Genomic DNA, 26,065 nt, shown 5'->3' on the forward strand with positions numbered 1-26,065 from the left:
GGAGTGAGCGAGCCAGACGCGAGGGGGACACTCGGCACGGTCCGCAATGCCGTGCTGCTGCTGGAGCTGCTGTCGGAGGGGCCTGCTCTCCAGCAGCTCACCGATCTGGCCGAACGCTCCGGCCTGTCGGTGCCCACGGTGCACCGGCTGCTGCGATCCCTGGTGCTGGCGGACCTGGTCGAGCAAGATCCGTCGTCCTCCCGCTACGGGCTCGGCCCCGAGGTCGCGCGGCTGGCGCAGCGCTACCTCGCGCGCCAGCCGATCCTCGGCGCGCTGGCGCCCTACCTGGTGCCGTTGCGGGACGCGATCGGCCAGACGGTCCACGTGGCGATGCTGGTGCGCGGCAGCGTCGTCTACGTCGACCGGATCGATGGTGCCGACGGCGGGCCGTATCGCGACACGCACCGGGTACACGCGGCGCTCGACACGGCCGCGGGCAGGGTGCTCGCGGCCTGTGCGGGAGAGCACGGCTGGCAGCGCGCGCTTGAGGCTGCGCGGGTCACCGATCGCGACCGGGCCGAAGCCGAGCGGGAGGCATGGCGTGCCGCGCCGTACCTGGTCACCGAGGGGCACTCGGCGCAGGAACCGAGCGAGGTGGCCGTGCCGGTCACCGACGGGCACGGCACAACGGTGGCCGCGCTCGCCGCCACGATCCCGCCGGTGACCTCGGAGGAAGCGCTCAACAAGATCACAGCCCAGCTGTCGCGCGCGGCACACGCTGCGGGAAGGACGGTGGGGCATGGCTGATCGCGACGTGCCGCACGAGCTGGCCCGCTGGGCCGACATCGCCGACGAGCTCGCCTGGGCACGGCCGTGGCAGCGGCTGTACCAGCCGACCGGCGAGTACGGCAGGTGGTTCGAGGGAGGGCGGTTCAACCTCGCGGTCAACTGCGTCGACCGGCACCTCGAACTAGCGGGGGAGCGGACCGCGCTGTACTGGGAAGGGGAACCGGGAGACCGGCGCGAACTGACCTACCGCCAGCTGCACGGGGAGGTCGTCCGGCTGGCACGCGCGCTGCGTCTGCTTGGCGTCGGCAGCGGCGACCGGGTCGCGTTGCACACCGGGTGGCTGCCGGAGACCGTCGTGGCGATGCTGGCCTGCGCCCGGATCGGCGCGATACACGCGCTGTTCCCGGTGCCGCTACCGGTGGAGGCGCTGGCCGAGCGCCTTGACGATTTCCGCCCCCGGGTGCTGATCACTCAGGACGGGGCGTGGCGGCACGGCGCGATCCTGCCTCTCAAGGCGCGTGCGGACGAGGCGCTCGGTGCGCTCGGCGGCATCGAGCACACCATCGTGGTGCGCCGTACCGGAGTGGATGTCTCCTGGTACGCGGGCGACCGGTGGCTGCACGAGCTGCTGGCCGAGGCCGCCGCCGAGGCCGGGAGCGAACCCGAGCCGGGCACGTTCGACCCCGAGCAGCCGGTGATGGCCAGTCACCTGGCCAACCGGCGCGGCCGGCCGGTGACGGTGCTGCACGGAGCCGCCACGCTGGCGGTGTCGTCGCTGGCGGTCCATCGCTACGGGATCGCCGACGAGGGGGTGTTCTGGTGCGCCGCCGACGTTTCGTGGGTGGGCGCGCAGGCACACGGTGTCTACGGCCCGCTGCTCGCCGGCGCGGCGGCGGTGATGTTCGAGGGCACGCTGGATGTGCCGACGCGGCATCGCGCATGGGACATCGTGCGCCGTTACGGGGTCGGCACGTTGCTGACCACACCGACTGTCGCGCGGATGTTGCGCGGATGGTCCCGCAGGCCTCCCGAGGCGACTGCGGTCGAGCACCTGCGGCGGATCGTGACGATGGCGGAACCGGTGGAACCGGAGCTGGCCCGGTGGTTGGCAGCGGACGTCGGTCGTCACCGCGTCACTGTGGCCGACGCATGGGGCCAGGTCGAGCTCGGTGGCATCGCGTCGGTCGATCCGCCCGTGGCTCCCCGGTCACTGCCCGACCCCGGTTTCACGATCGTCGACGGCGACGGCAACGAGGTGCCTGCTGGTCATCGGGGTGAGCTGGTGCTGCGCCGCCCGTGGGCGGGAACGTTGCGCGCGATGGAGGGCAGCGGCGCCGCGGACGTCCGGCAACGCCACTGGCACCGCCCGCCGGTGTACTCCACCCATGATCTCGCGCGCCGCGCGCCCGACGGCTCGCTGGAGTTCCTCGGCCGCATGGACGAGGTCGTCAGCGTCTCCGGTCAGCTGGTCTCGCTCGGCGAGGTACGTCAGGTGCTGCTGGAGCACCCGTTCGTGACAGCCGCCGAGGTGGTGGAACGGGCCGACCAGCGACTCGGCCGGTCGCTGGCGGCTGTGGTGGCGCTCACCGGCGACGTGACCGCCGACGCCGTCCTTGCCGGAGTGGCCAGGGAGCTGCTGGACACGGTCCGGGAGCTGCTCGGCGGGCTCGCACGGCCACGTGGCTTGGCCGTCATCGACCGGTTCGGTGACGAGCTGTCACCTGATGCCCTGCGTCGGGCCCTGGCACTGCTGATGGCAGGAGCGAGGGAGGATCCCGTCAGCCTGACCTGGGAGCAGGTGCTCGCGGCCGCGGCGGCAGCGCAGCCGTAACCGGCACGGTGCGCACGCGAGCCGGGACGGTGCCGGATAGGCTCGCGCCCATGAGCGAGACACTGTTCGAGCAGATCATCGATCGCGAGGTCCCGGCCGACATCGTGCACGAGACCGAGACCACGTTGGCGTTCCGGGACATCAACCCGAGGGCCCCGGTACACGTGCTGGTGATCCCCAAGACCCGCTACCGTAACGTGGCCGAGCTGGCAGCGGCGGACCCTCGGCTGCTCGCCGACGTGCTGAGCACCGCCGCGACGGTCGCCGAACAGGAGGGGATCGCCGAGGCCGGCTACCGGGTGACGTTCAATACCGGGGACGACGGTGGTCAGACGGTTTACCACGTGCACGCCCACGTGCTCGGCGGCGCGCCGTTGGGGCCAGAGGCCGCGCCCCGGTGAGATCTCACCTGCCCGGCTCGGCTGCGCGGCGTAATAAGAAACGGCTAGCATCGAGGTGACGGACACGATCGGCGCGCAGGCGTGCGAACGGTGAACGCGGACAGGGCGTGGCGCGGGGTGCACCGCGCGTAGGCAGGAAAGTGGACACGACAGGGAAGCATCGGAAGGAAGCAGGACCGAAAGGCACGTGGCCGGTATCGCACCCGAGGGAGCCGGAGGCTCCGAGATTCCACAGCAACACACGCAACACCAGTCACAGCACGCTGCGGCGGGCTCGGTGACGACCGATCCCGCCGAATCCCGGTTCCCGATCCCCTCGGCAGCCACGCTCACGCTGCTGGGTTCGGGCGACGAGAACCTGGTCGTCCTCGAGGAGCTGCTCGCCGCGGACGTGCACGTGCGGGGCAACGAGGTGACGTTGACCGGCCCACGGGCCGAGGTGGCGTTCGCCGAACAGGTGTTCTCCGAGCTCGTGACGCTGGCCACGAGCGGGCAACAGGTCGGGCCGGACGCGGTGCGCCGCACCGTCGGCATGCTCACCGCGGGCACGGCCGAATCGCCCGCGGACGTGCTGAGCATGAACATCCTGTCCCGCAGGGGCAGGACTATCCGCCCGAAAACCCTCAACCAGAAGACCTACGTGGAGGCGATCGCCGCGCACACCGTGGTGTTCGGCATCGGGCCTGCCGGAACAGGTAAGACCTACCTCGCCATGGCCAAGGCCGTACAGGCGTTGCAGGCCAAGGAGATCAACCGGATCATCCTGACCCGCCCCGCGGTGGAAGCCGGGGAGCGGTTGGGTTACCTGCCGGGGACGCTCTACGAGAAGATCGATCCGTACCTGCGGCCGCTGTACGATGCGCTGCACGACATGGTGGACCCGGAGACGATCCCGGCGTTGATCCAGGCGGGCACTATCGAGATCGCGCCGCTGGCGTACATGCGGGGGCGGACACTGAACGACGCGTTCATCATCCTCGACGAGGCGCAGAACACCACCCCGGAGCAAATGAAGATGTTCCTCACCCGGCTGGGATTCAGCTCCAAGATCGTGGTGACCGGCGACATCACCCAGGTGGATCTGCCCGGGGGGCAGCGCAGCGGCCTGCGCGTCGTCCGGGAGATCCTCCACGACATCGATGACGTCCACTTCTCCTACCTGACCAGTGACGACGTGGTGCGGCACCGGCTGGTCAGCGATATCGTCGACGCCTACGAGAAGTGGCAGGCCTCCGGTGACGGTGGTGCCTCCGGTGCGTCCGGTGCCGCCGCGGGAGGGAACGCATGAGCATCGAGATCGCCAACGAGTCCGGGGTCGCCGTCGACGAGGGTTCGCTCATCGCCGTCGCCCGGTTCGCGCTGGACAAGATGCAGGTGAGCCCGCTGGCGGAGCTGGCGATCTCGCTGGTCACGCTGCAGACGATGGAGGACCTGCACGAGCGGTGGATGGAGCTGCCCGGCCCCACCGACGTCATGGCCTTCCCGATGGACGAGCTGGGCGGCAGGCGGCCCGACGCGCCGGACACGTCTCCCGCGCTGCTCGGCGACATCGTGCTGTGCCCGGCGTTCGCCGGGGACCAGGCGCGCACCGCGGGACACGCGCTCGACGAGGAGCTGCGCCTGCTGACCGTGCACGGGGTGCTGCACCTGCTCGGTTACGACCACGCCGAACCGGAGGAGGAGCGCGAGATGTTCGGGCTCCAGCGCCGGATCCTGGACGAGTACACGGTCGCGGCCCGCGACGCCCAGCGCCGCACCAGGCAACGCAGTGCCGATGACAGGCTGCTTGGCGTCGTCGGCCTCGACGGCCCGGCCACGCCGGGTGACGGCGCGCGGCGGCAGCGAGGTCGTTGACCCGCCATGATCAACTCCGCTGTCCTGGTGACGCTGGCGGTGGTGCTGGTGCTCCTCGGCGGGGTGTTCGCCGCCGCCGATGCCGCGATCAGCACGGTCTCCCACGCCAGGGTGCGGGATCTCGCCCGCGTCCGGCGCGCAGGGGCGGGCCAGCTCGGGTCGGTGCTCGATGAGCGGCGACGCCATATCAACCTGCTGCTCCTGTTACGGCTCGGCTGTGAGGTGACCGCAACGGTGCTGGTCACGGTGGCGGCGCTGCGGGCCATCGACACCGAGTGGCTGGCACTGACCGCGGCGGCGGTGACCATGCTGGTGGTCAGCTACGTCCTGGTGGGGGTGGGACCGCGCACACTTGGCAGGCAACACCCGTACGCGGTCGGCCTCGCGCTGGCCGGTCCGGTACGGGTGCTCGGCTGGGTGCTCGGGCCGCTGAGCAGGCTGCTCATCGTGCTGGGTAACGCGATCACCCCGGGCAAGGGCTTCCGCGAAGGACCATTCACCAGCGAGGTCGAGGTGCGCGAGCTGGTCGACCTCGCCCAGCAACGCGGCATCGTCGGCACCGGTGAGCGCGAGATGATCCACTCGGTGTTCGACCTCGGCGACACGGTGGCCCGCGAGGTGATGGTGCCGCGTACCGAGATCGTGTGGATCGAGCGCACCCGTCCGGCTGCCGAAGCGCTTGAGCTGTCGCTGCACACCGGGCACAGCAGGCTTCCCGTGATCGACGGCAGCGTCGACAACATCATCGGTCTGGTGAACATCAAGGAGCTGGTCAAGGCGGTGATGAACGGTTCGGGGGAGCCGCGACCGGTGGCTTCGCTGATGGTTCCCGCCACGTTCGTGCCGGACTCCAAGCGTCTCGACGATCTGCTGCGGCAGATGCAGGTCTCCCGCAATCATATGGCGATCGCGGTTGACGAGTACGGCGGGACGGCAGGGTTGGTGACCATCGAGGACATCCTCGAGGAGATCGTGGGGGAGATCACCGACGAGTCGGACACCGAGGACCGGCCGCCGGTGGAACACCTCGAGGGCGGTGCCGTGCGGGTGTCGGCCAGGCTCGGGGTGGACACCCTCGGCGAGCTGTTCGGCATCGAGCTCACCGAGCACGATGTGGACACCGTGGTGGGGCTGCTGGCGCAGCAGCTCGGGCGCGTCCCGTTGCCGGGAGCCGAGTGCGAGGTGGCTGGATTGCGCATGCGGGCCGAGGGCGGCAAGGACCGTAGGGGGCGGATGCGGATCGACACCGTCGTCGTGCGCCCGGTGTCGGGTACGGATGCCGGAGGGGCTGTCGAGTCGCGGCAGCAGTCCCGCGAGGTGCGGGCGGGTAGTGCGGACCGCACCGTGGATCACGCGTGACCCGCGGGTACCGCGCGGGGGTTGCCGTGCCGTGCCATGAGCAGGCCGGTACCCTCGATCTGCCGATGGGAGCGAGAATGATGGCGGACGGAACCGGGAACGATCTCGACGCGGAAGACGCGAAGTTGATCACGCTGGCGCGTTCGGCACGTGCGCGGGTACAGGCGGTCGAGGGTGCCGCGGTGCGGGACACCGATGGACGTACGTATGCCGCCGCGACGGTGATGTTGCCGTCGTTTTCCGCCACCGCGGCGCAGGCGGCGGTCGCCGCGGCGGTGTCGAGCGGGGCGGAGGCGCTGGAGGCCGCGGCAGTGGTCACCGCCGCCGACGGCCTGGCGGAGGCCTCCGTGCAGGTGGTGCGTGACCTGGGTGAGCAAGTACCGATCATGCTCGCCGACCCGGCAGGGGTCGTGCGCGAGGTCCTGACGTGAGCGAGGACGCTCCGGAGCACCGTTCGGGATTCGCCTGCTTCGTCGGCAGGCCCAACGCGGGAAAGTCCACGCTGACCAACGCGCTGGTCGGCACGAAGATCGCCATCACGTCGAGCAAGCCGCAAACAACCAGGCACGCCATCCGTGGCATCGTGCATCGGGACGACGCACAGCTCGTGCTGGTGGACACACCCGGCCTGCACCGGCCGCGGACGCTGCTCGGGCAGCGGCTCAACGACGTGGTGCACACCACGTGGGCGGAAGTCGACGTGATCGGGTTCTGCGTGCCGGTGAACGAGACGATCGGGCCGGGCGACCGGTTCATCGTGAACGAGCTGCGGAACGTGGCCGAGCGCACGCCGGTGATCGGCATCGTCACCAAGACCGATCTCGCCACGCCCGAGCAGGTGGCCAAGCAGCTGCTGGCACTGGAACAGCTGATGGACTTCGCTGAGCTGGTACCGGTGTCGGCACAGGACGGTTTCCAGCTGAGCACGTTGAGCGACCTGCTCGTGCAGCGGCTGCCGGAAGGCCCGCAGCTCTACCCGGACGGCGAGCTCACCGAGGAGCCGGAGCAGGCGCTGGTCGCGGAGCTGATCCGGGAGGCCGCGCTGGAGGGGGTGCGTGACGAGCTGCCGCACTCGATCGCGGTCACCATCGACGAGATGTTGCCGCACGAGGGCAGGGAGGACCTACTGGACGTGTACGCGGTGGTGCACGTCGAGCGGCAGAGCCAGAAGGCCATCGTCCTTGGCCGGGGTGGTGAGCGGCTCAAGCAGGTCGGCCAGCAGGCCAGGCGGCACATCGAGGCGCTGCTCGGCAGCAGGATCTATCTCGACCTGCACGTCAAGGTCACCAAGGAATGGCAGCGCGACCCCAAGCAGCTGCGCAAGCTCGGGTACTGACGGCGATCACGCTGCCGACACACGGTCCACCGCCCGCTACCACCCCGTGACATCATCGAAGTGTGGCTGGTCTGTATCGCGACACCGGTGTGGTGCTGCGCGTGCACAAGCTGGGTGAAGCCGATCGCATCATCACCTTGTTGACACGCAAGCACGGCAAGGTCCGCGCGGTGGCCAAGGGAGTGCGCCGGACCACGTCACGGTTCGGGGCGCGCCTCGAACCGTTCGGGCACGTCGACGTCCAGCTTTACCCCGGCCGCACCCTCGATGTCATCACGCAGGTGCAGACCGTCGACGCGTTCGCCGCGGGCGTGGTCGGCGACTACCGTCGCTATACCGCGGCGAGCGCGATCGCCGAAACCGTCGATCACCTGATCGCCGAGGAGGGGGAGCCTGCGCTGCGGCTGTACCTGCTCGTGCTCGGCGCGCTGCGAGCGCTCGCGGGTGGCGAGCGGGACGCTTCGCTGGTGCTGGACGCCTTCCTGCTGCGCGCCATGGCCTTCGCGGGTTGGGCGCCCGCGCTGGGCGAGTGCGCGCGCTGCGGCGAGCCGGGGCCGCACCGCGCGTTCAGCGTGCAGGCGGGGGGAACGGTGTGTGGCCGTTGCCGACCTGCTGGTTCGGTGCACCCGCCCGCGGAGACGCTCGACCTGCTCGGTGCGCTGCTGCACGGGGACTGGGATCTCGCGGAGGCGTCCAGCCAGGGCGCTCGTCGCGACGCGAACGGCATCGTCGCCGCGCACCTGCAGTGGCACATGGAACGGACACTGCGTTCGCTACCGCTGGTCGAGCGGCAGGCGGGAACGGATGGCGGTACGCCTTCCGACGCCGTCACGGCTACGGAGTAGGTTGGGCGCGGACGTGGTACGCGCGACTCGGATGATGCACCGGAGCGGAGGTTGATGGTGCGGCGTCAGCAGGGGAACCGGCGGTCGGAACCGCGCGCTCCCGATCCTCACCCTTCCGGGCAACGTCCCCCGGATATCCCAGGTGAGCTGATTCCCCGCCACGTGGCGCTTGTCATGGACGGCAACGGGCGCTGGGCGAACCAGCGTGGCCTGCCGCGTATCGAAGGCCACAAGCGCGGCGAGTCGGTGATGATCGATGTCGCCTCCGGCGCGGTGGAGCTGGGGGTGCGCTGGCTGTCGGTGTACGCCTTCTCCACCGAGAACTGGAAACGCAGTCCCGATGAGGTGCGCTTTTTGATGGGGTTCAACCGCGACACCATCCGGCGCCAGGTCGACTACCTCAACTCCATCGGGGTGCGGATCCGCTGGGCGGGCCGCAGCCCCAAGCTGTGGCGCAGCGTGATCAAAGAGCTGCGCGCTGCGGAGGACAAGACTCGCGACAATGAGTTGCTCAACATGACGATGTGTGTGAACTACGGCGGTAGGGCGGAGATCACCGATGCGGTCAAGCGCATCGCCGCGCAGGCCGCCGACGGCACGCTCGACCCGGCCAAGATCACTGAGCGCACCATCGCCAAACACCTGTACCAGCCGGAGATGCCCGACGTCGACCTGTTCCTGCGCCCGTCCGGCGAGCGGCGTACGTCGAACTTCCTGCTGTGGGAGTCGGCCTATGCCGAGTTCGTGTTCCAGGACACGCTGTTCCCGGATTTCGATCGCACGCACCTCTGGCAGGCCTGCCTCGAGTACGCCAAGCGCGACCGGCGCTTCGGGGCCGCACGTGACGGCGTCGCACATGACGGCGTCGCACGTGACGGCGTAGAGCGCAGTCAGTAGGGATCCGCCCAGAAGGGAGTCGGGACGAATCACATGAGTACCGAGGCAGCGGATACCGCGTCGCTGTTGGCGAACGCGCGCGCGGCGCTGGAGCGCTACATGGAGGTGCACGTCGACGACGACGGAGCGCTCACCTTCTCGCACGCCGATGTGCCGTGTGCCGTGCAGGCGATCCGGCTCGCCGACGGGCTGACGGTGCTGAGCCTGACCTGCGTCGTCGCATGGGACCTCGCCGACGATCCCGCGCTGGCCGCCGCGGCGGCCGAGCGGGCTGGCCAGGGGTTGTTCGGCACCCTCGGGGTGGTGCACACCGACAACGGCGTGGATCTCACGCTGCGTTACGCCTTCCCTGCCGAGGGTATGGATCCGTCCCCGCTGGGTACCTTGCTGATGCTGGTCGTGTCGACGGCCTCGCAGCTACGCAGCGAGTTCCTCGGCACCCAGGAACAGGAATGAGCAGACGTGCGCGTTCCGGGCGGTGCTTGCCCGCGCCACGGCGGTGACGGCCCTGCCTGCCCGTCGCGGGTCAGGCTGCGCACCCGGAACAGGTGCCCACCAGCTCGATCGTGTGGTTGATATCGGAGAAGCCGTTCTGCGAGGCCACCGAGCTCGCCCAGCGCTCCACGGTGGGGCCCTCGATCTCCACGGTATACCCGCACTTGCGGCAGACCAGGTGATGGTGGTGGTGGTCCGAGCAGCGACGGTAGATGGCCTCGCCCGAGTCCGTGCGGAGCACGTCGATGATCCCGGTCTCGGACAACGACTGCAGTGTCCGGTACACGGTGGTCAGCCCGATCTCCTCGCCGCGGTTGCGGAGCTCGTCGTACAGCTCCTGCGCGGAACGGAAGTCGTCGATCTCGCTGAGGAGCTCGACGACCGCGGCCCGCTGCTTGGTCGACCGACGACCGGGTACCGGGGGCGACTGCTGTACCGACTGTGCCATCGCCGCTGGTCCTCCCTTGTGCCTACGTTCGGTTCACGGACCGGCCGTACGTTACGGCGCGGTCCGTGCCGTGCTCGTCATCATGCACAGTTCCGTGCACCTTGCCCGGCACTGTGCTGTGCGTCTCGGCGTGCTCGTCGACGTGTGGCTCGACGTGCTCGCTGACGTGGGTGATGGCATCCACCACGATGTGGGCGAGGTGATCGTCGGCCAGCCGGTAGACGACCTCCCGACCTCGCCGCTCGCCGTACACCACCCGCGCCGACTTGAGCACGCGAAGGTGTTGGCTGATCAGCGGTTGGGCCACACCGAGCGCCTCGACGAGCTCGTGCACGCAACGCTCGCCGAACCGCAACTGCATCACGATGGCGATCCGTACCGGTGCCGCCAGCGCGCGGAGCAGCTCACCCGCCTCCGTCAGGGTACCCATTGGGTGGACCGGCGCTGGAGTCGGCGCGCTCCGGCTGTGGGAGTGTTCGTGCGAACCGTGTGCGTCGTCGACCATATGCGCCATCCATTCATGGTAGTACGGGCGTGTCCGCAACCTGCGTATTCAGGGCGGAACCGGGGTATCCCGCATCGTTATTCCTGCGCCAGCTCGTCGGTGGCCACCTGCCCCGCCTCGGTGGTCCGGCGCAGGAAATCGGCGATCACCCGCAGCTCGACGTCACCGTAGCTGGCCAGGATCTCATCCAGCGAGGAGTTCGGGGTCTTGCCGGATGAGTGCCGGCCGTTCCCGTTCCGCCAGGATGCACGCTCGGTAACGCCGGATCCGCCCGTTAGAGTTGTGACCGGGAGCGCTAAGCTGGGAGATTCCAGGATCCTGCCTGGCTATGGTCGAACAACCTGGCTCGTGAACGAGACATACACAGAAGTTCGGAGACTCTTCGAGTGCCCACCGATCGCATTGAGACCGTCGTCAACCTGTGCAAGCGCCGTGGTTTCGTGTTCCCGTGCGGGGAGATCTACGGCGGGACCCGGTCCGCGTGGGATTACGGACCGCTCGGCGTGGAGTTGAAGGACAACCTCAAGCGCCAGTGGTGGAAGTCGGTCGTGCAGGGTCGCGAGGATGTCGTCGGCATCGACTCGTCGGTGATCCTGCCCCGCCAGGTCTGGGTCGCCTCCGGGCACCTCGAGGCGTTCGTCGATCCGCTGGTCGAGTGCCTGTCGTGCCACCGGCGCTGGCGAGCCGACCAGATCGCCGAGGAGTACGCCGAGCGCACCGGCAAGGAGCTCGCCACCGTCGACGGCGAGCCGGACCTGTCCGACGTGCCCTGCCCCAACTGCGGTGTCCGCGGTTCGTACACCGAGCCGCGCGAGTTCAACGGGCTGCTCAAGACCTATCTCGGCCCGGTGGAGTCCGAGGAAGGCTTGCATTACCTGCGCCCGGAGACCGCGCAGGGGATCTTCGTCAACTTCTCCAACGTGGTGACCACGGCACGGCGTAAGCCGCCGTTCGGCATCGGGCAGATCGGCAAGTCGTTCCGTAATGAGATCACGCCAGGCAACTTCATCTTCCGCACCCGCGAGTTCGAGCAGATGGAGATGGAGTACTTCGTCGAGCCCGGCGAGGACGAGAACTGGCATCAGTACTGGATCGAGGAGCGCACCCGCTGGTACACCGATCTGGGGATCGCCAAGGACAACCTACGGCACTACGAGCACCCCAAGGAAAAGCTGTCGCACTACTCCAAGCGCACCGTGGACATCGAGTACCGGTTCGGTTTCAGCTCCGGCCAGGAGTGGGGGGAGCTCGAGGGCATCGCCAACCGGACCGACTTCGATCTCACCACCCACTCCAACCACTCGGGCGTCGACCTGTCGTACTTCGACCAGGCCACCGGTGAGCGCTACCGGCCGTTCGTGATCGAGCCCGCGGCAGGGGTGGGCCGGCCGCTGATGGCCTTTTTGATCGACGCCTACACCGAGGAAGAGGTGCCCAACGCCAAGGGCGGGGTGGACAAGCGTGTCGTGCTGAAGCTCGACCGCAGGCTCGCGCCGATCAAGGTCGCGGTGCTCCCGCTGTCGCGGAACTCCGACCTGACCCCCAAGGCGCAGGACATCGCCGCGGCGCTGCGGCCGCACTGGAACGTCGAGTTCGACGACGCCGCCTCGGTCGGCAAGCGGTACCGCAGGCAGGACGAGATCGGCACCCCGTTCTGCGTGACGGTGGACTTCGACACCTTGGAGGACCACGCCGTGACCGTGCGCGAGCGGGACGACATGACCCAGGAGCGGGTGGCCATCGACCAGCTCGAGTCCTACCTCGCCGCACGGCTGGTTGGCTGCTGACCCGGCGCGTGACGTGACTGGTAACCCGCGCTTCGGTCGCTGGCTGACACGCGCGATCACCGGCTGTCTCGTGATCGCGCTGATGGTCACCGCCGGAACGGCGTTCCGGGTCTGGCAGGTGGCCAGGGTCGACGACCGTAGCCCCGCCGATGCCATCGTCGTGCTCGGTGCCGCGCAGTACAACGGGTCCCCGTCGTCGATCTTCCAGTCCCGGCTGGGACATGCCGGGGAGCTGTACCACGCTGGAACCGCCCCGCTGGTCGTGACCACCGGCGGCAGCGGCGCAGGCGACACCTACACCGAGGCCGACGCCGGGGCGCGGTGGCTGCGCGAGCAAGGGGTGCCGGACAGCGCCACGCTCGCCGTTGGCGTGGGCACCGACACCTACAGCAGCCTGGAGGCCGCCGTGAACGTGTTCGACGATCGCGGGGTGGAGTCGGTGGTCATCGTCAGCGACCCGTGGCATTCGCTGCGCGCCAGGACCATGGCGCGCGATCTCGGCCTCGACGCGCACACCTCGCCCACGTTCAGCGGGCCGATCGTGCAGACACGGCAGACGCAGCTGCGGTACATCATCCGCGAGACGGGTGCGCTGCTGCACTACCGCATCTCGGCCGACCCGGCCGACGAGCTCGGCGGTAGCGGCCTCGGTTGAGCCGAGCTGGGGACAGTGTCGTGATGATGTCCTAAGCTGGTCGCTCGACCGACGGAGTGGGACACACCGATGCGTGATTTCTACGGTGAACACGAGCGCGAGCGCTGGGTCGGTGAGCCGGAGAAGGGCTCGTCCGCCACGGCGGGCGGTGACGCGAGGTCGCCGTTCGCCAGGGACCGAGCCAGGGTGCTGCACTCGGCAGCGCTGCGCAGGCTCGCGGGCAAGACGCAGGTCGTCGGCCCGGGGGAGGGCGCGGAGGTCAGCGGTGTGCCGCGCACCAGGCTGACCCACTCGCTCGAGGTCGCGCAGATCGGTCGCGGTATCGCCGAGGATCTCGGCGCCGACGGGGACCTGGTCGAGACGGCAGGGCTGGCGCACGACATCGGGCATCCGCCGTTCGGGCACAACGGTGAGCGCGCGCTGAACGAGGTCGCCGAGGTGTGCGGTGGTTACGAGGGCAATGCGCAAACGCTGCGGATCCTGACGCGCCTCGAACCGAAGGTGCTTGGTCACGGGGAGGAGCCGCACGGGCTGAACCTCACGCGGGCGAGCCTGGACGCGGCGACGAAGTACCCGTGGCCCGCCGGCCCCGGTACCCGCAAGTTCGGCGTGTACCCCGACGACGTCCCGGTGTTCGACTGGATGCGGCAAGGTGCGCCGCAGCGGAGCCGGTGCCTAGAGGCGCAGATCATGGACTGGGCCGATGACGTGGCCTACTCCGTGCACGACGTGGAGGACGGGGTGCTGTCCGGCAGGCTGTCGCTGCGGATGCTCGCCGACGACGGTGAGCGCGCTGCGCTGGCCGAGACCGCCGCGAAGTACTTTTCGGAGCAGTCTGTGGCGGCGCTGGAGGCCGCTGCCGGGGAGCTCCTGGCACTGCCCGTGGTCGGCGATGTGGTGTCCACCGACTACGACGGTTCGGTACGGATGCAGGTCGCGCTGAAGCGATTGACCAGCGAGCTGGTCGGCCGGTTCGCTACGGCGGCTGTGGCGCGGACACGGAAACGCTACGGATCGGGGCCGCTGGCGCGCTACGGCGCCTCGCTCGAGGTGCCCGAGCAGGTGGCAGCTGAGGTCGCGCTGCTGAAGGCGCTCGCCCTGCGTACGGTGATGAGCGACGCCCGGCGCCTTGCCATCCAGGAGGGCCAGCGCCAGCTGCTGGCCGAGCTGGTCGCGGTGCTGCTCCGGCGCTCACCGGAGGCACTTGACCGGAGCTTCCTGCCCGCCTTCGAGGCCGCCGCCGACGACACCGCGCGGTTGCGGGTGGTGATCGATCAGGTCGCTTCCCTCACCGATGCGCAAGCGACCGCGTGGCACGCCTGGCACACTGGTCGGCATGGCTGAGCGTGCGCCGGGACTCCGTGAGCATCTGAGGTTCTCGCTGGCGCTGCACCGGCAGCTGGGGGGCAGCGGCAACGTTTGCGTCTCGCCGTACTCTGTGGCCAGCGCGTTGGGCATGACCTGCCAGGCGGCGGGTGGGAATACCGCGGCGCAGCTGCGCGGGTTGCTGTGCGGTGACGAGCCGGACATTGCCGGGCACGTCTCGTTGCTGCGGGAGGCGTCCCGGCTGTCGCCTGAAGGCGACGGTGAGGATCCGGTGTTCGCGGTCAGCAACGCCCTGTGGGTCTGGGACGGGCTGAGCGTCCACGACAGCTTCCGGGAGAAGCTGGCGACCTGGCCGGGGGCCAAGGTGGAGAAGGCGCCGTTCGTGACCGAACCGGAAACGGCCCGCGGCGCGATCAACGCCGATGTGGCCCGCACGACCCGCGACCTGATCCCGGAGCTGATCCCGGCAGGCGCGGTGGACCCGTCGACCGTGGCGAGCCTGGTCAATGCCCTGTACGTCAAGGCGGCCTGGCGCAACCGGTTCCCCGAGCGGGACACCAGGGAGCAGGATTTTCACGGCCTGCCGGGCAAGCGGACGGTGCCGATGATGCACCTGGTCGAAGCCCTGCCGTATGCCGAGGCGGGCGGGTGGCGCAGCGTCACGCTGCCCGCGGCTGGTGGGGTCGAGGCCGTGGTGCTGCTGCCGGACGGGGAGCTGGCCGAGGCCGAACCGTCCCTCGATGCCGAACGGCTCGCCGCGCTGCTGCCGGGGCCCAAGGCGTCCCGGCGGGTCGCGGTGACGCTGCCCCGGCTCCGCCTCGGGACGCAGACCTCGCTGGTGGAGGTGCTGCGGGCACTCGGCGTGCGCGACCTGTTCACCCCCGCAGCCGACCTGTCGGGGCTGTCCGACGATCCCCGACTCGAAGTCTCCGACGTGCTGCACGAATCGGTGCTCGAGCTCGACGAGCAGGGGCTGGAGGGTGCGGCGGCCACGGCGGTGATGGTGCGGATGGTGGCCGCGTTCACCGACACGCCCGTGGAGTTCCGGGTGGATCGCCCGTTCCTGCTGCTGATCCGGCACGCCACCACCGGCGCGCTGTACTTCTTCGCCCGCGTGACCGACCCGTCCTGACGGAGGCCACCGAGCGGTGTTCCGCTGTCACGTTCGCGTGGTCCGTTTCGTCGGTAGGAGTGAAGTGATCCGGGGGACCCGGAGATTGCGGCGGGAAGGAGAGCGTGATGTCGCGTATCCCAGCTATGCCCCGTGAAGGTGTCGGCCTGTTTCGCAGGCTCGCCTACCGGTACGCGCGTCAGCGGTTCGGGGCGGTACCGGAACCGTTCGCGGTCGCGGCTCACCACGGTGGCCTGTTCGCCGCGGGCGCGGTGCACGAGACGCTGGTGGAGAAGGTCAGCCGGGTACTACCTGCCAACGTCCGGCAGCTGGCGGTGTACCGCGTGGCGCAGCGGCTGGGTTGCTCATGGTGTATCGACTTCGGCGCGATGTTGCAGCGGATGGATGGGTTGGACATCGAGCGGCTGGCCGAGATCGATAACTTCGCCGACTCGGCGCGATACAGCCATGCTGAGCGCCTGGCGATCGGCTATGCCGACGCGATGACCGAGCTGCCGGTGACGGTGACCGATGAGCAGGTGCGCGAGCTTGAGGCGGAGTTCGGGCGCGCCGGTGTGCTCGAATTGACGTACCACATCGCGCTGGAGAACATGCGTGCCCGCAACAACGCCGCACTCGGGATCCCCGAGCAGGGTTTCACCTCGGGTGAAGCCTGTCGTGTGTCGCGCGATTAGGGGATCGTGCCGAGCTTGTCCGGGTTGGCCTGGTCGTAGAAGGCGGCGATCGATCCGTCCCGGACAGCGATGGTGTGCAGGCGGGCATCGAGCGCGCGATGCTCGGTGTCGCCGGGATGCGGTGGGAAGTACATCCCCAGATCGCCGTTGACCAGCACGAGCCTGCCGCCGGCCAGAGCCTCGGCTGAGTATTGTGCGCGGAGCCCGAACGCGAACCGGGCGATCTTGTCGGCGCCGGTGACGACCTGTAGCGCGGTGCGCGCCTTGCCGTCGGCGTCGCCGATCAACACTACGTCCGGGTGCAGCAGGTGGGTGACGGTGTCGACATCGCCGTTCATGAGCGCGTGCATGAACCGTTCGAGGAGGTCTCGTTGCTGCTCGAGGGACGCCCGGTGCGGTGGATCGGCCTCGGCCACGATCCGCCGCGCGCGGGAGGCGTGCTGCCGAGCGGCGTCGGTGGTGCATCCTAGGGTGCTGGCGATCTCGGCGAACGGCACCGCGAGGGCATCGTGCAGCACGAACGCCACCCGCTGCTCGGGGGTGAGCCGGTCGAGGACCACCATCGCGGCCATCCGCACCTCGTCGCGGTGCACGATCTCGGTCAGCGGCTGCGTGGGATCGCCGCCCTCCAGCGGCGTCACCACCGGCTCCGGCAGCCACTGCCCGACGTACCGCTCCCGTCGGGCGGCTGCCGATCGTAGCCGGTCGAGGCAGATGCGGCCGACCACCGTAGCCAGCCAGGCACCGAGATCGCGGATCTCCGCGCGGACCTCCGGCGCTGTGCCCGCCAGCCGCAGCCAGGCCTCCTGCACGGCATCCTCGGCATCGGAACGGATCCCGGTTATGCGATACGCCACCGCGAGCAGATCGCTGCGCCGCGCGGTGAAGTCAGCAGCCAGCGCGTCGAGATCCCCAGGCGGTACGGTCACCACGTCAGTATTCCCCACCGTGTCGAGCCCCGCAGCACGCCGTGTCGGGCGTTCTGACACACCATGTCGGGCGTTGCGACCCACCAAGTTGGTCGTTCTGGCACGCCGTGTTGGGCGCTGCGGCGTGCCGGGCACCCAACACGGGGTGCTCGAGCGACGAACACGCGGTGCCTGTGCCATGGACACAGGCGGGGCTGACGCGCGGGGTACGGCCGCGTCGGTGCCGGACGCGCAGGCACACTAGACTCCCGGGGTGTGGCGGGACGGATCCGGGAAAGTGACATCGCGGAGGTTCGTGAGCGTAATCGGATCGATGACGTCATCGGGGAGTATGTCGCGTTGCGACGGTCCGGTGGGGGATCGCTGAAGGGCCTGTGCCCGTTTCACGACGAGAAGACCCCGTCGCTGAACGTGCGCCCCTCGCTGGGGACGTTCCACTGCTTCGGATGTGGTGAGGGCGGTGACGTCATCGCCTTCGTGATGAAGACCGAGCACCTCGGTTTCGTGGAGTCGGTGGAACGGCTCGCCGATCGGGTGGGGATCCAGCTCACCTATACCGGGGGCGGCACCACCGTGCAGCGCGACAGGGGCACGCGTTCCCGGCTGATCGAGGCACATCGCGCGGCGCAGGAGTTCTACGCAGAGCAGCTGGGCAGCCCCGAGGCCAAACCCGCCCGCGAGTTCCTCACCGAGCGCGGGTTCGGCGCCGAGGAGGCGCGGACCTTCGGGTGCGGGTTCGCCCCGGGCGGGTGGGATCAGCTCACCCGGCACCTGCTCGGCAAGGGGTTCCAGGTCGAGGAGCTGTACAAGGCGCAGCTGGCCAGGGAGAGCAAGCACGGCAAGCCGGTCGACCGATTCCGGCGGCGGTTGCTGTGGCCGATCAAGGACCTCGGCGGGGACGTGGTCGGTTTCGGTGCGCGGCGCATCTTCGACGACGACCCGATCGAGGCCAAGTACCTCAACACCAGCGAAAGCCCGATCTACAAGAAGTCGCAGGTGTTGTTCGGGATCGATCTGGCCAAGCGCGAGATCGCCAAGCGGCATCAGGTGGTCGTCGTCGAGGGGTACACCGACGTGATGGCGATGCACGTCGCTGGGGTGCCCACCGCGATCGCCTCCTCGGGCACCGCGTTCGGCAGCGACCACATGGCGGTGTTGCGGCGTCTGATGATGGACGACGACGCCTTCCGCGGCGAGGTGATCTTCACCTTCGACGCGGACGAGGCGGGACAGAAAGCGGCGCTGAAGGCGTTCGAGGGTGATCAGACCTTCGCCGCGCAGACCTACATCGCTGTGGCTCCCGAGGGGATGGACCCCTGTGACCTGCGACTGGCCAAGGGTGACGCGGCCGTGCGTGACCTGGTGGCCCGCAGGGTACCGCTGTTCGAGTTCGCCATCCGCAGCATGCTGCGTTCCTACGACCTCGACTCGGTGGACGGCCAGGTGGCGGCGCTGCAGCGCACCGTGCCGATGGTCGCGCAGATCAAAGATGAGGCCAAGCGGGACGGCTACGCCGTCAAGCTCGCCTTCTGGACCGGCTGGCATGACGAGTCGATGGTGGTGCGCCGCGTGCGGGAGACCGCGCGAGGTGCGGTCAACGGCGCGGCACCGTCGCGGCGACGGGAACGCGGTGCGGCGCAGCAGGGCGGCGAGGCCGCGGCCGAGGACCTGCCCCGTCCCGACCCACGCGACCCGCGGCTGCGGGCGCAGCGCGAGGTGCTCAAGGCTGCGCTGCAGGAGCCGGGGATGGCCGGACCGTCCTACGATGCGCTGCCCGAGGATGCCTTCACCCACCCGGCCTACGTGGCGGTGCATCGCGCTGTGATCGAGGCGGGCGGAACGGCCAGCGGGTTGACTGGCCCCGCGTTGCTGGATGCCGCGACGCAGCAGATACCGCAGGGCACCGCGCGCCGGGTACTGTCGGAACTGGCGGTGGAGCCGTTGCACGCCAAGGAGGAGGTCGACGCGAACTACGTCGCCACCGAGATCGCGGTCGTGCAGGCGGCGCACGTCGGCCGCCAGATCGCGGACGTGAAGTCCAAGCTGCAGCGGGTATCTCCCACCGAGAATGCCGAGGAGTACCGCGCCTTGTTCGGCGACCTGGTGGCGCTCGAGCAGTACCGTAAGGCGCTGCGGGAGCAAGCGGTCGGAGGTATGTATTGATCGGCTGGCTGAAACGCGTGCTGGGAGACCGGATTCCGGAGGGGTTCACGGGCACTCTCGCCGGGGAGGAGCACGTGTTGAGCTCGGCTCCTGCCACCGGTGGTCCGGTGGTGGCGACCTCGCTGGGGTTGTGGGTTCCCGAGCAGGCGGGGTTCCGGCGCATGGCCTGGCACGCCATCAGCAAGGTGACCTGGTCCGAGTCGGTGCTCACCGTGGTGGAGAGCGAGGAGATCGAGCAGGCGGGGAACGCGGTGGTGATCGTCGACCGGCGGCCCGTGCGGTACCGGCTGCCGCGACACGGCACGTTGCCCAAAGTGGTGCGTGACCGCGTGGACGGCTCCATCCGGTCCCGGTATTACAAGGAGCTGCCCGGCGGAGGGGCGTGGTTCGTGCAGCGCAAGGTGCCCGGTCAGGATGGTGTGCTGCTACAGGCGCGGCCCGATCCGGGGACGGACCGCCACGTGGTGGTCGATATCGCTCGCGAGGCGGCAGAGCGGCTGGCGCGAGAACTCGGCTAACAGTACGCTCGTACTGTGAATGGCAGTGCGCCTGTACTGGGAGGCGGAATGTGGGACCCCTCGGCATACCTGGATTACGCTGAACCGCGCGCCCGCCCGTTCCACGACTTGCTCGCTCGGGTGTCTGCGGCGGCACCGCGCCGCGTGATCGACCTCGGTTGCGGCCCGGGGAACCTGACCGAGCTGCTGGCGAAACGCTGGCCACGGGCTGCGGTGGAGGGGATCGACTCCTCCCCGGAGATGGTGGCGGCGGCACGTGAGCGCGGCATCGACGCGCACGTGGCCGACGTCATCGACTGGCAGCCGCTCGACGATGCCGACGTCGTGGTCTGCAACGCCGTGCTGCAGTGGGTACCGGGGCACGACCGGCTCCTGACCCGCTGGGTGGCGGATCTGCCGGAAGGCGCGTGGCTGGCCGTGCAGGTGCCTGGCAACTTCTACGCACCCTCCCACGTGGCGCTCCGGGAACTGGCCGCTGAGCCCCGGTGGGCCGAGCAGCTGCAGGGGGTCGTGCTGCGCGAGGACGACGCGGTCGACAGCCCCGAGGGCTACGCCTCATTGCTCGCCGACGCCGGCTGTGACGTCGACGCGTGGTCGACGACATACGTGCATCGGCTCACCGGGCCCGATCCGGTACTGGACTGGATCAGCGGCACGGCGCTGCGCCCCATCAAAGCAACGCTGGATGCCACGCAGTGGACGCGGTTCCGGGACGAGCTGGCACCACGACTGCGGGAGGCTTACCCGCAACGGTCGGATGGCACCACCTGGTTCCCGTTCCGGCGTGTCTTCGTGGTGGCACGCACCACCGGGTGACGCGCTCGCGGGTCACCCGCGTGCGCGGTGGCCGGATGCCGGGATCCGCTCGCCCAACTTGGCGCCGATCTTCGCCCGCGCCACACCCGCGGCGCCCTGCACGGCGGGGTGTTCGACCACCCTGCGGCACGCGCGCACGAGCTGCTCGTAGCGGCTGCGGCCGGCCCTGGAGCCGAGCACGTAGCCCACGGCCATTCCCAGCAGGAACTTCGTCATGGCATCATCGCTCCTCGTTGTTGGCGTGCTGGTCGACCATTGTTCACCATCGGCCCGTAACGGAGGGTCCCCACATGGCCGTGTGAGCGATGCGCTACAGTAGAGAACCGTTGCCGACGAGATCGGTCGGAACAGGAACATTCCCCTGTAGCTCAATTGGCAGAGCATTCGGCTGTTAACCGAAGGGTTGCTGGTTCGAGTCCAGCCGGGGGAGCGTTAGCCCCAGGCCAGTTGGCCTGGGGCTTTGTGTGTGTGGTGGGATGTTTAGTCTTCGTTGTGGGTGTGGTTGTTGGGGTGGTCGGGGTCGTCGGGGGTGATGATGTGGGTGTCGCCGTAGGCTTCGTCGTGGATGACGATGGTGCCGTCGCCGCGGTACCACCAGCTCATGCGAGGCTCCTTGTCGAGGTCGGTTGTGGGGGTTCGGGTGGTGGGTGTGGTGTTGCTGTGCACGGCGGGGTTGAAGCGGTCGCGTCTGCGTGGTCATCGGGTGGCGGGGGTGTGGCTGATGCCGTCGCAGGCCAGGCATACCGGGGGGTCGACGAGGCGCACGTCGCATGGGCTGGGGCGGATGCGCCAGCCGCAGGCGGTGATGACCACCGGTAGGCCGTGCTTGTATTCGACTCGCGCGAGTAGGTGGCGTTGCTGGCCTGCGGTGTACCACTGGTGGGGTTGCGGGTCGGTCATAGCCTGCCGTCCCGCCGTCCCGATACGCGCTGCCACAGCGAGGCGCACAGCACCAACCGCATGACTACAGTCCTCCAAGGCAATCTGGGATTAACCAGTGCTCCGAGCTTCCGGAGACGACTCAACGAAACCGCAGGTGAGTCCAGCAGCCGAACGCCATGAATGCATACCCGAATGGCTGATATGTATGCGACGCATACGCCCTCGTTACCTGGCTTGCACTGAGCTAGGCTTGATGCATACGTACTGGAGGGAACGCGAATGGACCGGCAGGCCAGGACCGCGAGCAGCGGCCGTCGCCAGCCGAATACGAACAAGCTACCAGCCGACTTCTGGACGCAGCTGGAGATCCAGCAGGCTTGCCGCGAACGCCACTTCGGGCGTCTGCTGAAGTCGTGGCGCGAGCTGCAAGACCCCCCGGTCAAGCAGTCTGAGTTGGCGACCACGTTAGGAGTGACCCAAGGCCAGGTCAGCCGCATCGAGCGCAACCCTCAACCACCACACAACCTCTCGAAGCTCATTTCGTGGGCGAAGACGCTCGATATCCCTGAATCCATCTTGTGGTTCAATTTTGATGACTCGGACTCTACGGCATGCGCCTTCACGAATGCGCCAGATAGAATTGGCGATGACGACACTTCGGAGGAGGACATACGAAGGCGCGAACTGTTCAAGACCATCGGTGTTGGTGCGGCTTTGCTGGGCACGGACACATTACAGGAATCGATCCCCGCTGTTGGATCGAATTACAACAAGGTCGGGATGGAATCGGTCGAAGTCATGCGGGAGTACGCCCGCATGTTCCGGCGGCTCGATAACCGCTTCGGTGGCGGCCACAGTTTGAAGCAGCTTGTCTACTACCTCCGCACCGAAGTACAGGACAAGCTCACCGACACGCGCGCCAGCTCCACCGTCAGCTACGAACTGTTCTCCACCGCAGCCGAGCTTTACCACCTGGCTGGTTGGATGTCGTATGATATCGGCGAGAGCCAGCAAGGGCACCGCGCGCTGACCCAGGCCCTCGCTCTGAGTCAGCAAGTCGGCAATCAAGTCTACGCCGCAGAGCTGCTAGCGGGAATGAGTCACCAGTTCAGCCATTTCCGCGATCCGGACAACGCCATTGATCGAGCCCTGACTGCGAAGAACGGTGCCAAGATCAACAATGTCCCTGCACTCACGGCCGAAGCCGCCGTCATGGCCGCGCACGGTTACGCTCAGGAAGGCGACCGCCGCAACTGCATCATCAACTTGCAGGAAGCCGAGGCCGCTTACGCGCGGATCCGACCGGATGACACGCCTGATTGGCTGGGCTACCTCGACAGCGCGTACCTCTCGGCGAAGTTCGGGCACGCGCTCAAGGACCTCGGTGAACCAGCCCAGGCCGAGCGCTTCGCGCGCCAGTCGCTGCATATGTCCGACGGATATGATCGCGGCCGCATGTTCAACACGGCGCTGCTGGCATCCGTCCTGGCCGACCAGGGAAACATTGATGAAGCTGTGCCCGCCGCTACCGAAGCCTTGCAACTGGCGTCGAATGTTCGTTCGGTCCGGTCTAAGCGCTATCTCAGCGACGTGGCGCAGCGACTTCAGCCCTACAAGTCATCGACTCACGTGCAGCAGCTCTTCAAGCAGATGACGACGCACCAGATCCCGTTGCAGCGGGTCTAGTAGCTGCGCAACCGCGCCGCGTGCAACAGCCCGAGCTGTGCACCCGCGCCGATGACCTCCCCCTTGGCGATGCGATCCGGCACCGACGACAGCGGCACCCACTCCACCTTCGCCGTCTCGTTGATATCAGGGCCGTTGCCTGCGGCTTCCAAATCTTCGGCCAGGTAGACGTGATTCTCCATGTCGATGCTGCCCGCGAGCGGTTGAAAGCGCGCCAGCAGGCGCAGCGAGCCAGCACGCCAACCCGCTTCCTCCTCCAGCTCACGGGCAGCGGCCTGCTCAGAATCCTCCGCAGGGTCGATGTAGCCCCCAGGTAGCTCCCACGTCCATCGATCCATGATGAATCGGTGCCGCCAGATCATCAGCACCTCGTCTCGCTCATTGATGGCGACCACCATCGCCACAGGAGGAGACCGGAACACGTACTGCTCGAACTGCACCCCATCCGGCAGCTCCACCGACGCGATGCTCACCACCATCTTGCGGCTGTCATCCACCACCCGTTCGCCGTGGATCGTCCACCGCGTCAGCTCGTCATCTTCATCCTGGCTGTTCATACCGACCACGGTACGGCTTGGTGTGAGCCATGCGAAGCCAACATGACTTCTAAGCGACAGGACGCAAGGGTAGCCCAACTTGATAAGATGCTATTTTTCAACTATCTTGAGCCTTTCGTCGATTCTCCGTAAGTCCTCCGTGATCTTGCGCACTAACCTACTTACTTGCTGGTCACTGACTTCGCGGTGGTGTTTTTGTGTAATTATGGCAGCCAGTTCGCAATTTTCAAGTATGCGCCGCTGTTCCATGCTGATATCAAGCACCTGGTCCGCAATATCTATACATGTATCTTGACTAAAACCGCAATCTTCATTTATTGAGCGCCACCACATCGACCGATAAATAAAGTAACCAACATTCATATCGTTTCTTAGGAACGACATGGATTCCTTCGGTATACTCCACCGCTTGCGGAAGCTGGACAACTTCCTTCTACGGCGACCAGCAACAGTGACGGAACCTCGAACAGTAGCTGCGTTTTCGTTATCTTCGATTAGCGGGAGCAGGACATGCCACGCATCAAAGATGAATCGCGTCCGACCAAGCGGTTCTATTCTAACGATAGGTTTAGTTTCCGACTTGTCTAGCGGCGAAGGGAGTCCTAAAAGTTGTGGCCTGTACTTGTCAGTTTGCTTAATCTTTCCGAATGGCCACACTTTGAAATTTCTGGCGTGCAGGCCCGGGTGTGAGAGGGTGACGCCAGTACGGCCAGCATTAACAATATCGAGAACAGCCAATTCGGGAGTTCGTCCTGCTGGCTGTGCATTGCTCCACTTGTCAGGATGCACAACAAGTTGGCTTCTTCCGTTCTCGTCAACTGTTATGGTTCCCGGGTTGAGGTAGATTCGAACTCTTGCGCCCTCCAGGAAGTACTTATGCGTCTCCCAAATTATCACACCTATAGCTACGACACTTGATAGCACGATCGAGAGCAATTCAAGTGGCATTACTTAACCCCTTCGTTGTCATGCATCCGAATGTATATTCCATCGGCTACCGGCTCTGTCTCGTATGTGCGTCCACTGCCGCCTCCGGTGTAGCTACCACAGGTGCCACTACACCGATAGGACTTTCTGTACGTCTACAAGCCGCCCCACCGGGCGCGTGCGCGGGGCAGACCAGGCGTGCGGCTGGCTGCCTCCCGCTCTGTTCCCGCCGCCGATCGCGCTAAACGCCACCGGACCCGCGCGTAGGCACGGGGGCAACCGAACACGATGAACCGCTCACACGGCGCCGCTGCGGGACACCATCCCCGCGACCACCACATGGTCAAAGCCGAGCCGAATACGCTCAACCGCGCTTAGCGCCGATACCGCGCTTTGCGCCCTGTACGGAGATACGGTCACAGTGTGTATGTCGTATGTCACGCGGCATCGGTTACAGGGTGGACCGCGCCGGGCGCGGGCGCGAGGCGGCGAGGAGCGCGGAAATGGAGTCACGTGACTTAGTGCCGGTCAGCCGGTCGCGACTGCTGCCAACCGGAACATCGGTAGGTCCGTCATCACAGGTCACAGCCCTATCTGGAACGTATGCGAGGTGTCGGGCACGGTTGCTAGAGGTCCGAAGGGTTGCTGGTGCGCGTCCAGCCCGGGGGAGCTTCGAGCCCCAGGTCGGCAGACCTGGGACTACTTGCTGTTCGAACCCGGATGAGGCCAACTCTCCAGAAACCCGCCATTTTCGTTTACCCGTGTTCCCGTCGTCACCGAACATGCCTTCGAGTGCTTCGGCGCTCGCGATCCGGTGCGTGCGGTAGTGCTTCGCAGCAACCGCGCGGGTGTTGCCGCCTGTGCGGCCGCCGGGGTTGTGCTTGGCCTCGCCCCGGGGCGAGGCCAAGATCGATCCTTCCCGCTGGGCTCATGCGCGCCATGTCGGGCCGCAGCGTGCTCCACCGCTGCTCACACAGTCGCCGTCGGGGTGGTTGGGGTGTACCCGTCATCGAGCTGGGCGCGAAAATCCGCGCCTGCGCACGCCCACTCCGGCACACTGCCCCTATGGACGATCCCGCTATGGCCGACCACACATGGGCTGTGGTCACGCTCGTCATCAAGAGCGCCGGCTTCACTCCCGACCTGGTGGAAGAGCGGCTCGGGGTGCCCAGCCGAACCCCGTTGCACAAGCGGCACCGCTACTAGTCCGTCGATCTGGGCCCCGGCTGGGACGTACGGCTCGACAAGCACATCCGCGCCGCCGGTGAGTTCCTTTCCCACCATGCCGAGGACATTGCCGCGCTGCCGGGGGA

Annotated in this window: 28 protein-coding genes, 1 tRNA gene and 1 pseudogene; 22 read left to right on the forward strand and 8 right to left on the reverse strand. The window is 67.7% G+C overall.

Annotated elements, in window-relative coordinates; genetic code table 11:
- Positions 1–3: 3 nt before the first annotated feature.
- The 11 genes from F8178_RS06325 to F8178_RS06375 all read left to right on the forward strand — a co-directional run bounded on the left by F8178_RS06325 (position 4) and on the right by F8178_RS06375 (position 9,708).
- Positions 4–747: a helix-turn-helix domain-containing protein gene (locus tag F8178_RS06325; protein ID WP_317493717.1), complete on the forward strand. Its 744-nt coding sequence runs from the start codon at positions 4–6 to the stop codon at positions 745–747.
- On the forward strand, positions 740–2,560 hold the full coding sequence (locus F8178_RS06330; protein ID WP_317493718.1) for an AMP-binding protein: 1,821 nt from the start codon (positions 740–742) through the stop codon (positions 2,558–2,560). The genes F8178_RS06325 and F8178_RS06330 overlap by 8 nt, the downstream gene beginning before the upstream one ends.
- Positions 2,561–2,610: 50 nt before the next feature.
- Positions 2,611–2,961: a histidine triad nucleotide-binding protein gene (locus F8178_RS06335; RefSeq protein ID WP_317493719.1), complete on the forward strand. Its 351-nt coding sequence runs from the start codon at positions 2,611–2,613 to the stop codon at positions 2,959–2,961.
- Positions 2,962–3,238: 277 nt separating this feature from the next.
- The gene (locus F8178_RS06340) at positions 3,239–4,249 is read left to right on the forward strand and encodes a PhoH family protein (RefSeq protein ID WP_317493720.1); all 1,011 of its coding nucleotides are present in this window, start codon (positions 3,239–3,241) and stop codon (positions 4,247–4,249) included.
- Complete coding sequence (gene ybeY, locus F8178_RS06345; RefSeq protein WP_317493721.1) at positions 4,246–4,815, forward strand: rRNA maturation RNase YbeY; 570 nt, start codon at positions 4,246–4,248, stop codon at positions 4,813–4,815. Before F8178_RS06340 ends, ybeY begins: the two co-directional genes overlap by 4 nt.
- A gap of 6 nt (positions 4,816–4,821) precedes the next feature.
- A complete protein-coding gene (locus F8178_RS06350; RefSeq protein WP_317493722.1) occupies positions 4,822–6,174 on the forward strand; it encodes a hemolysin family protein in 1,353 nt (450 codons plus the stop codon).
- A 77-nt stretch (positions 6,175–6,251) separates the two neighbouring features.
- Positions 6,252–6,605, forward strand: a complete 354-nt coding sequence (locus F8178_RS06355) for a cytidine deaminase (RefSeq protein WP_317493723.1) — start codon at positions 6,252–6,254, stop codon at positions 6,603–6,605.
- Positions 6,602–7,510, forward strand: coding sequence for a GTPase Era (era, locus tag F8178_RS06360; protein ID WP_317493724.1), 909 nt, complete (start codon positions 6,602–6,604; stop codon positions 7,508–7,510). Before F8178_RS06355 ends, era begins: the two co-directional genes overlap by 4 nt.
- 62 nt (positions 7,511–7,572) lie before the next feature.
- Positions 7,573–8,355, forward strand: coding sequence for a DNA repair protein RecO (gene recO / locus F8178_RS06365; protein WP_317493725.1), 783 nt, complete (start codon positions 7,573–7,575; stop codon positions 8,353–8,355).
- Between the two features lie 54 nt (positions 8,356–8,409).
- Positions 8,410–9,252, forward strand: coding sequence for an isoprenyl transferase (locus tag F8178_RS06370; protein ID WP_317493726.1), 843 nt, complete (start codon positions 8,410–8,412; stop codon positions 9,250–9,252).
- Between the two features lie 33 nt (positions 9,253–9,285).
- Positions 9,286–9,708: a YbjN domain-containing protein gene (locus F8178_RS06375; protein WP_317493727.1), complete on the forward strand. Its 423-nt coding sequence runs from the start codon at positions 9,286–9,288 to the stop codon at positions 9,706–9,708.
- A gap of 70 nt (positions 9,709–9,778) precedes the next feature.
- Here the strand turns inward: F8178_RS06375 and F8178_RS06380 are convergent, their stop codons facing one another.
- Positions 9,779–10,195: a Fur family transcriptional regulator gene (locus F8178_RS06380; RefSeq protein WP_317493728.1), complete on the reverse strand. Its 417-nt coding sequence runs from the start codon at positions 10,193–10,195 to the stop codon at positions 9,779–9,781.
- Positions 10,196–10,352: 157 nt separating this feature from the next.
- Positions 10,353–10,700, reverse strand: a pseudogene (locus F8178_RS06385) (ArsR/SmtB family transcription factor); the annotation flags it as partial.
- 386 nt (positions 10,701–11,086) lie between these two features.
- Between F8178_RS06385 and F8178_RS06390 the strand changes: the two are divergent.
- From F8178_RS06390 to F8178_RS06410, 5 genes are all read left to right on the forward strand, one after another.
- Complete coding sequence (locus F8178_RS06390; protein ID WP_317493729.1) at positions 11,087–12,487, forward strand: glycine--tRNA ligase; 1,401 nt, start codon at positions 11,087–11,089, stop codon at positions 12,485–12,487.
- Between the two features lie 82 nt (positions 12,488–12,569).
- The gene (locus F8178_RS06395; RefSeq protein WP_317493904.1) at positions 12,570–13,142 is read left to right on the forward strand and encodes a YdcF family protein; all 573 of its coding nucleotides are present in this window, start codon (positions 12,570–12,572) and stop codon (positions 13,140–13,142) included.
- 69 nt (positions 13,143–13,211) lie between these two features.
- Complete coding sequence (locus F8178_RS06400; protein ID WP_317493730.1) at positions 13,212–14,486, forward strand: deoxyguanosinetriphosphate triphosphohydrolase; 1,275 nt, start codon at positions 13,212–13,214, stop codon at positions 14,484–14,486.
- Complete coding sequence (locus tag F8178_RS06405; protein WP_317493731.1) at positions 14,479–15,600, forward strand: serpin family protein; 1,122 nt, start codon at positions 14,479–14,481, stop codon at positions 15,598–15,600. Before F8178_RS06400 ends, F8178_RS06405 begins: the two co-directional genes overlap by 8 nt.
- A 107-nt stretch (positions 15,601–15,707) precedes the next feature.
- A complete protein-coding gene (locus F8178_RS06410; RefSeq protein ID WP_317493732.1) occupies positions 15,708–16,274 on the forward strand; it encodes a carboxymuconolactone decarboxylase family protein in 567 nt (188 codons plus the stop codon).
- Here F8178_RS06410 and sigJ read toward each other — a convergent pair.
- On the reverse strand, positions 16,271–17,203 hold the full coding sequence (gene sigJ / locus F8178_RS06415; protein ID WP_317493733.1) for an RNA polymerase sigma factor SigJ: 933 nt from the start codon (positions 17,201–17,203) through the stop codon (positions 16,271–16,273). The genes F8178_RS06410 and sigJ overlap by 4 nt on opposite strands.
- A gap of 255 nt (positions 17,204–17,458) precedes the next feature.
- Between sigJ and dnaG the strand changes: the two genes are divergently transcribed.
- The 3 genes from dnaG to F8178_RS06430 are packed head-to-tail and all read left to right on the forward strand — an operon-like array spanning position 17,459 to position 20,700.
- Positions 17,459–19,366 (forward strand): DNA primase, encoded by a 1,908-nt coding sequence (gene dnaG / locus F8178_RS06420; RefSeq protein ID WP_317493734.1) that lies wholly within the window; start codon positions 17,459–17,461, stop codon positions 19,364–19,366.
- Positions 19,366–19,884 (forward strand): hypothetical protein, encoded by a 519-nt coding sequence (locus tag F8178_RS06425; protein WP_317493905.1) that lies wholly within the window; start codon positions 19,366–19,368, stop codon positions 19,882–19,884. The genes dnaG and F8178_RS06425 overlap by 1 nt, the downstream gene beginning before the upstream one ends.
- A gap of 48 nt (positions 19,885–19,932) precedes the next feature.
- Entirely contained in the window at positions 19,933–20,700 is a 768-nt protein-coding gene (locus F8178_RS06430; protein ID WP_317493906.1) for a trans-aconitate 2-methyltransferase, read from the forward strand.
- 12 nt (positions 20,701–20,712) lie between these two features.
- Here F8178_RS06430 and F8178_RS06435 read toward each other — a convergent pair whose 3' ends face one another.
- Positions 20,713–20,916, reverse strand: a complete 204-nt coding sequence (locus F8178_RS06435) for a hypothetical protein (protein WP_317493735.1) — start codon at positions 20,914–20,916, stop codon at positions 20,713–20,715.
- 141 nt (positions 20,917–21,057) lie between these two features.
- Here F8178_RS06435 and F8178_RS06440 point away from each other — a divergent pair.
- Positions 21,058–21,130, forward strand: a tRNA-Asn gene (locus tag F8178_RS06440).
- A 50-nt stretch (positions 21,131–21,180) separates the two neighbouring features.
- Here the strand turns inward: F8178_RS06440 and F8178_RS06445 are convergent.
- A complete protein-coding gene (locus tag F8178_RS06445) occupies positions 21,181–21,303 on the reverse strand; it encodes a hypothetical protein (RefSeq protein WP_317493736.1) in 123 nt (40 codons plus the stop codon).
- 93 nt (positions 21,304–21,396) lie between these two features.
- On the reverse strand, positions 21,397–21,600 hold the full coding sequence (locus F8178_RS06450; RefSeq protein ID WP_317493737.1) for a hypothetical protein: 204 nt from the start codon (positions 21,598–21,600) through the stop codon (positions 21,397–21,399).
- Between the two features lie 261 nt (positions 21,601–21,861).
- On the opposite strand from F8178_RS06450, the gene F8178_RS06455 reads away from it, so the two are divergent.
- Complete coding sequence (locus F8178_RS06455) at positions 21,862–23,268, forward strand: helix-turn-helix transcriptional regulator (RefSeq protein WP_317493738.1); 1,407 nt, start codon at positions 21,862–21,864, stop codon at positions 23,266–23,268.
- Here F8178_RS06455 and F8178_RS06460 read toward each other — a convergent pair.
- The gene (locus F8178_RS06460) at positions 23,265–23,825 is read right to left on the reverse strand and encodes an NUDIX hydrolase (protein WP_317493739.1); all 561 of its coding nucleotides are present in this window, start codon (positions 23,823–23,825) and stop codon (positions 23,265–23,267) included. The two genes, F8178_RS06455 and F8178_RS06460, sit on opposite strands and share 4 nt — an antisense overlap.
- Before the next feature lie 90 nt (positions 23,826–23,915).
- Positions 23,916–24,773: a hypothetical protein gene (locus F8178_RS06465; protein WP_317493740.1), complete on the reverse strand. Its 858-nt coding sequence runs from the start codon at positions 24,771–24,773 to the stop codon at positions 23,916–23,918.
- A 1,044-nt stretch (positions 24,774–25,817) separates the two neighbouring features.
- Between F8178_RS06465 and F8178_RS06470 the strand changes: the two genes are divergently transcribed.
- Complete coding sequence (locus tag F8178_RS06470; RefSeq protein ID WP_317493741.1) at positions 25,818–25,958, forward strand: hypothetical protein; 141 nt, start codon at positions 25,818–25,820, stop codon at positions 25,956–25,958.
- Positions 25,959–26,065: the final 107 nt, after the last annotated feature.

Source organism: Haloechinothrix sp. LS1_15 (assembly GCF_033042135.1).
In the GTDB taxonomy this organism is placed as follows: Bacteria; Actinomycetota; Actinomycetes; order Mycobacteriales; family Pseudonocardiaceae; genus Haloechinothrix.